The organism is Massilia sp. P2_C2 (assembly GCF_056404615.1).
The window spans coordinates 1-9,968 of sequence record NZ_JBFUDR010000242.1; the positions used below are offsets into that span (position 1 = coordinate 1).

Here is a 9,968-nt window from a genome sequence, read left to right on the forward strand (position 1 = left end):
TACCTCAAACTTGAGGGCGGCAATGGAGTGCAGCGTCTGTTCCAGCAAAGCTGGACGTTTAARTGTTGGCACTGCGATCGTCAATACATACGATACATCGCAAGTATCAACGTTCGAAGCGACTACCCGGAATGGTTGGTTTTTCATCTTGACTCAAAATTTGGCTTACCTTGAATACGCTAAGCCCTGATCGTCGGCGAACTGCCAAGCTCGAAGAGATGCATTTAGTTTAATGCAAAAACCGCGACAGCCATGTTCTTGCATCTCTGACATCTTTTACAATGACTCGGTCCTGTCTCGTGATGCGGCAGTTTTGGCTAGACGCATAATAAGGACGCCCCGTTCGCCGCGGGTGAGGATAAACGCCCCAAACCAGGCGCCGCAGGCGAACAGCGACAGAACGAAGCCAGCAATGATTGCCAACAGCGCATTCGCACCCTTGAATTGGGCGCTGAGGAAGGCATTCACCGTCAGCGCCAACAACAGCAGGCCGGCTAGAGGCAACAGCGTACGACGTGCATACTCCTTGAGTGGAATGCCGAGAACTTGCAGCGATTTGTGAGGCACATACCAGTTATTGGTCAGCATCTGGGCAATCATGGTGCCGGCGGCGACGCCAACCAAGCCCCAGGATTTGGCCAGTTGCCACGAAATGACGATGTTCAGCAGGCCGGCCACTAGTGCCACTGACATGAAGAACTGCCTGCCGGTGGACATGGCCGCACTGGCCAGGTTCACGTGGTGGCATTCCAGCAGAATCATCACGGAAAAAAACCAGATGATGGGAAAGCCCGGGAACGCGCCGGGGCCTAGCCAGATCTCGATGATGCGGTCGCCATAAAAGCACAGGAAACTGACCAGCACAATCATTGCGCCCATGCTAAAGCGCACGTTGCGGTAAACGTGGATTTTCAGCGCGGCGTGGTCACCGGCAGCATAGCTTTGCGACAAAAACGGTGTCGAGCTCGTGACGATCAGCATCGAGAACGTCATCAGAGTGGCGATGATTTTGGRGACCGGTTCGTAGTGCGCAATCAAGGAGGGTCCTAATACCGACGCGATGACGATGTTGTCAGTCTGCAAGATCAGCACCCCCCCGAGCGCTGTGCCGGCCCATTTCAGGCTTGGCATGGCTAGCCTTTTCGCCACGGCAGCGTGAAAACTTCCGCCGGTGACGCGCCCTTCCTTCAGGCGAGCCAGTCTGTACATGGCCCCCCCCCTAGCGAGTACACATTGTGCGACCCATGCGCAAGCCAGACCGACGAGGCCCAAGCCGGCGACAAGCGCCCCGACGGCCAGCGCGAAGCCGATCAATTGCGTGACGGCGCGAGTCAGGCGCTCAGAGGCAATGTTGCCGCGACCGTACAATTCGGCAAAACTCATGGCGCTCAGGATGTTCAGGGCGGCACCGAACGAAAAGATGGTCCAGGCAATCTGGACTTCATGCCAGTTCTGAGCGGGCGTGACTGATAGTAAGTATGCGGTACCGGCCACCAGAGCAATTACCAGCACAAACACCGCCAGAAAGTGATAGATCCGGCGGCAAGTCGCTAGCAGATCCGCCGTTTGTTGTGTACGTTGAACTGCATCAAGCTTGACGTCTCCAATGATGAAACTCATTTCACGTGACAGGGTCGGTCCAAGCCCCAGGTCGAAGAACATCGCATAGCCGCTGAAAGCTACGAACAGGAACCAGACCCCGGTCAGCTCTTTGGACAGGTAATGGAAGATGAAGCGATATTGCAGTAACGCAATCGCAATCGACACTACCGTCAACACGGAACCGCTGAGGACCCCATGTGTAATCTTGCGATTAATCGACATTAAGTGCCTTCGACAGCGCGCAGACCATCCTCGAGCCGGATGCGCGGCGTCCAACCATCCAAGGTAGGTGCGTTCCATGGGACCATCACCTCGCGCTCACGGTAAGGCCGGCCGCCCCAGACGATCGGGACCGGTTTGCCGATGACTCTCTCGAACAGCGCGACGAATTGGCGCAGATTGAGCGTTTCGCCGGATGACACACCGTAGCATGCCGACGGCTGCGTCTGGCTCTCAATGCGTTCGGCCGCCAGAAGATAAGCATCAAGCACGTCGTCGATGTGGACCAGGTCAATGATCTGCTCACCCGGCGACATATACAGAGGTTCGCCCGATGCGGCCGTGTTGCGTAGCAGCGTGACAAGCTTCTTGCGTGGGTCGTTCGGCCCATACGTGTCGAACAAGGCTAGAGTCGTCACCTTCAGCAAGTCAGCTTCCACGTAGTAGGCGAGGATGTCTTCGAAGGCTTGTTTGGTGGCGGCGTAGAGGTTGACCGGGTTGTAGGGGGCATTCTCGTAATGCTGCCACGAGGTCCCGGTGTTGACCAGGTAACGGACATTGTTGGCCGCCATCCCTTCAGCTAGCTGAGTTGAAAACAACAGGTTGCTGCCGACCAATGCCGCGATGTCGTCGCTTTTGTGTTGCGCCAGAAAAAGCGATGCAAGATGGAACACGACGTCGGGCCGCACGGCAGCGACGATCGATACCATGCCGGAAGTCGAGCCGTCATGCCGATGCACCGAAATGGCGGGGAGTACGGCGTCCAGCACGGCCAGCGAAGAGTCGGCGCGAGCGACGATAGCTACTTGCCATCCGTCGCGCACCAGACGATGCACCAATTKCGATCCAATGTAGCCGGTAGCGCCAGTGACGAGGGCGCAGCGTGCGGTATTGGCGTTGGCGTTGGCAGTGGCGTTTTCAAGCATAAACGAATGGACTCACAAAATCTGCAAAGCTGACAAGGCCGGCATCACGATCCGACACCAGAGGCGCTTCGGCCGGCCATTCGACGCCAATCGAGTCCCAGCGAACACCGGTGTCGTTGGCGGGCGCGTAGACTGACGTGACCTTGTAGACCAGGGTCGCCGTTTCGCTGGTGGCACAGAAACCGTGCGCCATACCGCTCGGGATATAGACATAGTTGCCCTGCTCCGCCGACAGCTGGAAGGTAGCGGTCTTGCCGTAGGTCGGTGAACCGACGCGCAGGTCGAGCACGACGTCGAATACCTCGCCTTGCACGCAATACACCAGCTTGACGTGGTCCGCCGGCGGCGTCTGGAAATGCATGCCGCGGATGACACCGCACTGAGAGACCGAGTAGTACTCCTCTGCGAAGTCGGTGGCCAACCCAAGGTCTCCGAATGCAACGCGATGAAATACCTTGACGAAACGCCCGCGCGCGTCCGAGAAGACGCGCGGCTGGACTTCGAAACAGCCGTCGATAGCGGAAGGCTTGAGGTCAAACATCAGAAATTCACGCCAAAGAATTCTTCGAGTTTTTCGGCGATATAGTCCAGGTGCTCGTGCGTCAGCGCAGGAAATACGCCGAGCCAGAAACTCTGGTTCATGACGATGTCGCTATTCGTCAATTCGCCGCTGATACGATAATTCTTGCCGATCATGTAGGGCTGGCGGACAAGGTTACCGGCAAATACCAGACGGGTGGCAATCTTGTTCTGGTCCAGATAATTCAGCAGATCGACACGCTTGACGCCGGCGCTTTCCTTGAGAACGACAGGGAAACCGAACCACGACGGCTCCGAATTGGGCGTTGCTTCCGGCATATGCAGGAAGTTCTCGCAGCTCTTCAGGCGGTTTTTCAAGTAGGTGAAATTGGCCTTGCGAGTCTCGATGAATTCGTCGACCCGGTCGAGCTGGGCGAGTGCGCAAGCGGCCTGCATGTCGGTAATCTTGAGGTTGTAACCGAGATGGCTATAGGTGTACTTGTGATCGTAGCCTTCCGGCAGGTTGCCCAACTTCCAGCAGAACCGCTTGTTGCAGGTATTATCTTTACCTGGCGGGCAGTAGCAGTCGCGGCCCCAATCGCGAAACGACTCGGCGATCAGCTTCAGCTCGGCATTGTTGGTGAAGACGGCGCCGCCCTCGCCCATCGTGATGTGGTGCGCCGGATAGAAGCTCAGGGTCGCAATGTCGCCAAACGTACCAACCAGCTGGCCATTGTAAGTAGCGCCGAGTGCATCACAGCAGTCTTCGACCAACCAGAGGTTGTATTTCTTGCACAGCGCAGTGACAACGTCCAGATTGAACGGATTGCCCAGCGAATGCGCAAGCATGATCGCCTTGGTTTTCGGCGTAATGGCGGCTTCGATCTTGGAGGCGTCAATGTTATGGGTCGTCAGATCGACGTCGACGAACACCGGTACTGCGCCAAACTGCAGGATCGGGTTGACGGTGGTCGGGAAGCCGGCAGCCACGCCGATGACTTCATCACCCTGCTTGATGGCGCGTTCGCCCAAACGAGGCGAGGTCAGAGTAGAAAACGCGACCAAGTTCGCAGACGAACCCGAATTCACTGTGATGAGGTGCTTGACTCCCAGGTACTTGGCGAGGCGCGTTTCGAACTCTGCATTGAACCGTCCAGTCGTCAACCAACCGTCCAGGCTCGCCTCGACCATGTTCTTGAGCTCGGCGGCGCCGATGACCTTGCCCGATACGGGAACAGGCGTCTCGCCGGGATTGAAGGCCTTGGGCGCGTAGGTAAGCGCAGCAAATTGTTCGACGAGTTCGGCGATTTCGCTACGGATCGACTCGGGAGTCTTGGTGACGGAATTAGTCATGAGTTCAATTTAATAAAACAATTATTCGGATTGGTTGAATTCGGTGATCTGTGCGAGACACAGCTGGCGCATGTCCTGGCCTGACAGCCAAGCGCGATGCCAAGTCGTGATGCGCTCGAGCGCTTGCTCCAGGTTCCAGCGCGGTTGCCAGCCCAAGCGCGATCCGGCTTTCGATATGTCGAGCTTGAGATAGTGCGCCTCGTGCGGGTGGGCGCCCTGATCAAGCCGCCACGTGGCCTCGCTACCCCACTGTTGCGCCATGCGCTCGACGATCCACTGCACCGGCTTGGCGTCGCTGTCGCGCGGCCCGAAGTTCCAGCCTTCGGCCCATGCCTGACCGTCGGTATACAGCTTCTCGGCCAGCAGGAGGTAGCCCGACAGCGGCTCGAGAACGTGTTGCCACGGGCGGATCGAATGGGGATTGCGGATGACAACCGGACGCCCATCCTGAAATGCGCGAAGAATATCGGGGATCAGCCGATCGGCGGCCCAGTCGCCGCCACCAATGACGTTACCGGCGCGAGCCGACGCAAGCGCCTGCCCGCTATGCTGGAAAAAGGAACGGCGATAAGCGCTGGTCACCAGCTCGGAACAGCCTTTACTGTTGCTGTACGGGTCGTGTCCGCCCATGGGCTCGCCCTCACGATAACCCCAGACCCACTCATTGTTCTCGTAGCATTTGTCGGTGGTGACGTTCACAATTGCGCGCACTGTACCTGCGGCGCGGGCCGCCTCGAGCACATGCACCGTGCCCATAACATTGGTTGCATAGGTTGCGACTGGTTCGCTATAAGATAGACGCACCAGTGGCTGGGCAGCCATGTGGATGACAATGTCGGGCGCAAACCCGACGATGGCTTTATGCACGGTTTCGTAGTCCCGGATATCGCCGATTTCGCTGGACGTCATCCCTGTGGCGACATTTGCAATCGAAAACAGATTCGGCGTCGTTGGAGGCGCCAGGGACAAACCGGCTACTTCGGCGCCGAGCGATTGCAGCCAGAGGCTGATCCAGCTTCCCTTGAAACCGGTATGACCAGTAAGGAAGACCCGCTTCCCGCTCCAGAAAGCTTTGCTCGGCATCATACAGCGTCCCACTTTTTCCACGGCGCTTTACCGCCAGCCCAAAGCTCTTCCAGTAGTTGTTTGTCGCGCAACGTATCCATCGGTTGCCAGAAACCCTGGTGTTCATAGGCCATCAACTGCCCTTCCTCGGCCAAGCGCATTAACGGTTCCTGTTCCCAGATACTGCTGTCCCCGTCGATATACGACAGAACGCTCGGTGCCAGGACAAAGAAACCGCCATTGATCATTGCACCGTCGCCCTTCGGCTTTTCCTTGAAGTTCAACACCTGGCGATTCTGAATCTCCAAGGCGCCGAAACGGCCCGGCGGATAGGTGGCGGTCAAGGTCGCTGCTTTGCCGTGCGTGCGGTGAAAGTCGATCACGCGGCCGATATCGATATCGCCTACGCCGTCGCCATAGGTGAAGCAAAAAGCTTCCTCACCCTTGAGGTGGTCGGCGACTCGCTTCAGGCGCCCCCCGGTCATTGAGTTGTCGCCGGTATCGACTAGGGTCACGGTCCAGGGCTCCGCACGCTTCTCATGCACGTGCATCTTGTTCGACTTCATGTCGAAGGTCACGTCGGACATATGCAGGAAGTAGTTCGCGAAGTACTCCTTGATGACATAGCCCTTGTAGCCGCAGCAGATAATAAAGTCATGTATGCCGTGATGCGAATACATCTTCATAATATGCCAGAGTATCGGTTTACCGCCGATCTCGACCATGGGCTTCGGACGGGTCGAGGTTTCCTCACTCAGGCGCGTTCCGAGTCCGCCCGCAAGGATGACTGCTTTCATATTTTTCCTTTATCTTGATTAAGAGGGAAGTTCGGCGGAACAGACAAACGCATCCGAATAGAAGCATTGCTCCCTCAAGCCAGCCCGTAACAGTGCACGGCGTGCGTCCTGGATCATTGCGTTCGACCCACAGGCGTACGCGACCATGTTAGTGAGGTCGTCCCAATCGGACAACACAGCCTGCTGTACATAGCCACGGACACCGGCCCATGTCTCATGCGCGCGCGATAGCACCGGCACATAGCGATGACCACCTTCGACACTGGTTACGTCCCAGTAAAGATCGGTCGGCGTGCGCCCCCCCCAGTACACCGAAATCGAGCGTGGCCGGTCCTGCTCTGGCAGAATGACAAGGCTCTCGAGCATGGCCTTAACCGGTGCGATACCCGTTCCGGTGGCTAGAAATACCAGATCCTTATCGGCGATATTGCGCAGGAAGAAGGTACCCAACGGACCGTGCAAGCGCAGAAGATCATTAACTTTGGCCTGCGCGAACCAGTATTCGCTCATGACGCCGCCGTCGACTTGCCGTATATGCAGTTCGAGCAGCTTTTGATCGGCGGAAGCATTGGCGATCGAATAGCTGCGGCKCACACCACCTGGACCAAGTACATCAATGTACTGCCCTGGGTAAAACGACAATACGGCTGCTGGCGGGAGGCGCAGGATGACACGCAATACATCAGGTGCGAGGAGGTCGAGCGCATGGATCCGGCACGGTAAGGTTTTAGCGACCGGCAGGACCACATTACTCAGGTCGGCAACACTCAGGTCGAGGTCGGATTCCGCTATCCTGACGCAGCTTAGCACCCAACCATTCGACTTTTCTTCATGACTCAGTCCGAGTTCTTCCTGTATTGGTGTACTGTTTCCGCTCTCAACCTTGGCCTTACAGCTGCTGCAGCGTCCGGTACGGCAGCTGTACGACATCGTGATACCAGCACGCATTGCAGCATCAAGCACGCTTTCTTGCGGCTCGCTTTCAAATTGAGACCCATTACTCAGTCTTATGATCGACATTTAGTATATTTTGTTTTGATACGGTGAGCTCCCCTCATGAAGGGGTGCGACAGCACAATATGTACACGTGGCCTATCGGAATTTCAGGCAAGCCTTCAGCTCGGCAATCTGTGCAGCAATCTTGGGAGTGTGCAGGAGGCGGTTCTTGACCTCGGCAGCTAACGCGCAGAAGATGGCTGCGAACAGTGCCATGATCGTGGAAACGAGCACGAGAATCGTGCGGTTCGGCTTGGATTTCCGCTCTGGCACGAGGGCGGAATCAAGCACCTGAATGATCGAGGGATCCTTGGCCTCGTCCAGACGTGCTACCTCGTACTGCTTCGCCAACAATTCGTACAACATCTGATAGTACTTCACGTCACGCAAGAGCTTGATGCTCTCCAAGCCTTCCCTTTTGTTGCCTCCACGCTGGTCCGATGTCATGCCATCGATGCCCCTGCCGTTTTCCAGCCTGGACAATTCGGCACGCGTACTGATCAACTCTTCCTGAACACGCTTGTACGCAGGATTATCTGAAGTCATGTATGCCGACATTGCACTCAACTGGATTTCCTTTGCAGAAATCTGTGCGCGCAACCGTCCCGTATTTTCGACAATGGCGCGACTGTCGCTATCGACGCTGGCGACCCCCGAGGTATCGATCGCACTCTTCAGTTTCACCTCTGCCGCAGCCAGATTATTTTTCGCACGCTCAAGCTGGCTCTCGAAAAATATCCGGCGCTGGGACGCCTCGGTAACAGCAAGAACACGGCTCAGCGCCACCAGCTCTTCCACGTATGCACCGGCGATCAAGGCAACGCGCTTCTGATCTATATCCTCGACCGAAATCGTGATGATGCCGTCCTTGCCGGATACGATATCGGTCTGATCCTCGAGCCTTTTCCTGGCTTTTTCCAGACTATCGGTCTTGTATTCTGTCTTCAGATCGAACCGAGAAATCAGCTTGTCAGCCACCCTACGGCTTCGCAACATGCCAACATATAAGTCGTTCGGGCTCTTCACACCCGAAATACCTGCAGCAGCTCCAGCAATGCCGCCGAGTTGGGACAACAATGCCGCCGCCCCACTCTGGGATTGCTGAGGCGGCAAGATTGTCGTGCTTGAACGATAGACGCTGGGAAGTACGCCGCTAATAACGGACGCAAGGATCGCGACGAAAAGCGGAAAACCAATAATCAGCTTCTTCTTCTTTGCCAGCGCGATCAGCAGATCGAATACATTGAAACCGTCCTTTTCACGATTCGGTTGCCGTGTCACATTCTGTTCAAAATTCATGCTGATATGCTGCCTATTAATTCATGAGATCCAAAAGTCCGCTGTGAAGGCTTCATTATTTCAGCGTTTTGATTGCTGCAGCCCCAAGGCCGAAGTTGGCCAGGATCTGAGTCCAATCGCGCGCACCTTTCATGAACGCACTCCAGAATGTGGTCTTGTCCAGTTTATCCGGGACGACAATCGTATCCCCAGGCATGACTTCCAGACCGCCGATCTTGCCGAAAAACCAGCTATCAGAATCCGCCGAGACTACGGTCCCATCCACTCGCAGCACGAAAACATTATCGACATCCGCATCGGTAGTAAGGCCCGACAATTTCAGATAATCCTTAACCCTGCTGTTCGGACGCCACAGCGGGGAAGCCTCGACGTTGACGGCGCCAAACACATGAACGAACGCCGGCCGGGAGGGGATCACCAAGCGGTCCCCATTCTGTAACGCAACTTGCGGCAAGTGGGCGAACGAACGCTCGCTCGGCTCGAGACCGAAAGCGATACGACCCGTTGGCTGAAGCCTGCGGAATCGAGCAATGCGTTCCTCCGCCAGACGACGTCCCGCTTCAAGCTGAGAGGCCGCGGCGGCTGCGTCGCCGGGAGCCATAGCGCGGATCGCTGCCATTTCGGAAGATTGTTCGCTGCTGACTTGGGTTTCAAGACGGTCCGCCGCGCGCTGTAGATTGACCTCCTGCTCCTTGCGCACTTCTTCTCGGTAGAAGCTCGTTCCGAACAGATAAGCGTTCGTCGTCGGACCACCGGCTTTGGCGATCAGCGTCCGCAACGTATCGCCAGCCGTCATTTGATACACACCAGGAACGTTCACTTCGCCTTCGACACGCACGAAGATCTGGCGCTTGTCCATCGGCACCGCAACATCATTCTGCGAGAAGATCGTAACGGTATCGCCGGGCTGCAACTGGACGTTGTCAGGACCATTCGGATTAGCGAATACATTACCGAGATTAAACGGGATAAGCTTGACGCTCAAATCCGAACGGTTGATACGCTCGACCACAGCATAATCCCAGTTGATCTGGTCGATCAGGCCACCGATGCGGGCAGCAATCGTGTCGACCTGATCGCCAGCGCTTCTGTGGCTGACGTCCTTGTCGACCCTGAAATCGTCGCGTTCGTTGTTATCACGCACGCTCTTATCGCGAGTTTTTCTGCCATATTTGTCACTCTCATCAATGAC

At 56.4% G+C, this 9,968-nt stretch carries 9 protein-coding genes; all 9 read right to left on the bottom strand.

The annotated features are described in order from the left end of the window. Nucleotides 1–276 precede the first annotated feature (276 nt). A complete protein-coding gene (locus tag AC1DYX_RS22845; protein ID WP_477263092.1) occupies nt 277–1,824 on the bottom strand; it encodes a lipopolysaccharide biosynthesis protein in 1,548 nt (515 codons plus the stop codon). Then, nucleotides 1,824–2,747, bottom strand: coding sequence for an NAD-dependent epimerase/dehydratase family protein (locus AC1DYX_RS22850; RefSeq protein WP_477263094.1), 924 nt, complete (start codon nt 2,745–2,747; stop codon nt 1,824–1,826). Before AC1DYX_RS22850 ends, AC1DYX_RS22845 begins: the two co-directional genes overlap by 1 nt. After that, nucleotides 2,740–3,288 carry a dTDP-4-dehydrorhamnose 3,5-epimerase gene (rfbC, locus tag AC1DYX_RS22855; protein WP_477263096.1) on the bottom strand — a complete coding sequence of 183 codons (549 nt, stop codon included), beginning with the start codon at nt 3,286–3,288 and terminating at the stop codon, nt 2,740–2,742. Before rfbC ends, AC1DYX_RS22850 begins: the two co-directional genes overlap by 8 nt. Then, nucleotides 3,288–4,619 (bottom strand): lipopolysaccharide biosynthesis protein RfbH, encoded by a 1,332-nt coding sequence (gene rfbH, locus AC1DYX_RS22860; RefSeq protein ID WP_477263098.1) that lies wholly within the window; start codon nt 4,617–4,619, stop codon nt 3,288–3,290. Before rfbH ends, rfbC begins: the two co-directional genes overlap by 1 nt. Before the next feature lie 21 nt (nt 4,620–4,640). Then, a complete protein-coding gene (gene rfbG, locus AC1DYX_RS22865; protein ID WP_477263108.1) occupies nt 4,641–5,702 on the bottom strand; it encodes a CDP-glucose 4,6-dehydratase in 1,062 nt (353 codons plus the stop codon). Continuing rightward, nucleotides 5,702–6,481: a glucose-1-phosphate cytidylyltransferase gene (rfbF, locus tag AC1DYX_RS22870; protein ID WP_477263100.1), complete on the bottom strand. Its 780-nt coding sequence runs from the start codon at nt 6,479–6,481 to the stop codon at nt 5,702–5,704. The genes rfbG and rfbF overlap by 1 nt, the downstream gene beginning before the upstream one ends. Nucleotides 6,482–6,499: 18 nt before the next feature. Beyond that, the gene (locus AC1DYX_RS22875) at nt 6,500–7,501 is read right to left on the bottom strand and encodes an FAD-binding oxidoreductase (RefSeq protein ID WP_477263102.1); all 1,002 of its coding nucleotides are present in this window, start codon (nt 7,499–7,501) and stop codon (nt 6,500–6,502) included. Between the two features lie 72 nt (nt 7,502–7,573). After that, nucleotides 7,574–8,776: a GumC family protein gene (locus tag AC1DYX_RS22880; RefSeq protein WP_477263104.1), complete on the bottom strand. Its 1,203-nt coding sequence runs from the start codon at nt 8,774–8,776 to the stop codon at nt 7,574–7,576. Between the two features lie 55 nt (nt 8,777–8,831). Then, nucleotides 8,832–9,968 (bottom strand): SLBB domain-containing protein (locus AC1DYX_RS22885; RefSeq protein ID WP_477263106.1); only part of this gene is annotated, 1,137 nt, incomplete at its 5' end.

Excerpts from the sequence above, each read along its gene's own strand:
- rfbC (WP_477263096.1), bottom strand. The coding sequence starts at position 3,288 with ATGTTTGACCTCAAGCCTTCCGCTATCGACGGCTGTTTCGAAGTCCAG.
- rfbH (WP_477263098.1), bottom strand. The coding sequence starts at position 4,619 with ATGACTAATTCCGTCACCAAGACTCCCGAGTCGATCCGTAGCGAAATC.
- rfbG (WP_477263108.1), bottom strand. The coding sequence starts at position 5,702 with ATGCCGAGCAAAGCTTTCTGGAGCGGGAAGCGGGTCTTCCTTACTGGT.
- rfbF (WP_477263100.1), bottom strand. The coding sequence starts at position 6,481 with ATGAAAGCAGTCATCCTTGCGGGCGGACTCGGAACGCGCCTGAGTGAG.
- AC1DYX_RS22880 (WP_477263104.1), bottom strand. The coding sequence starts at position 8,776 with ATGAATTTTGAACAGAATGTGACACGGCAACCGAATCGTGAAAAGGAC.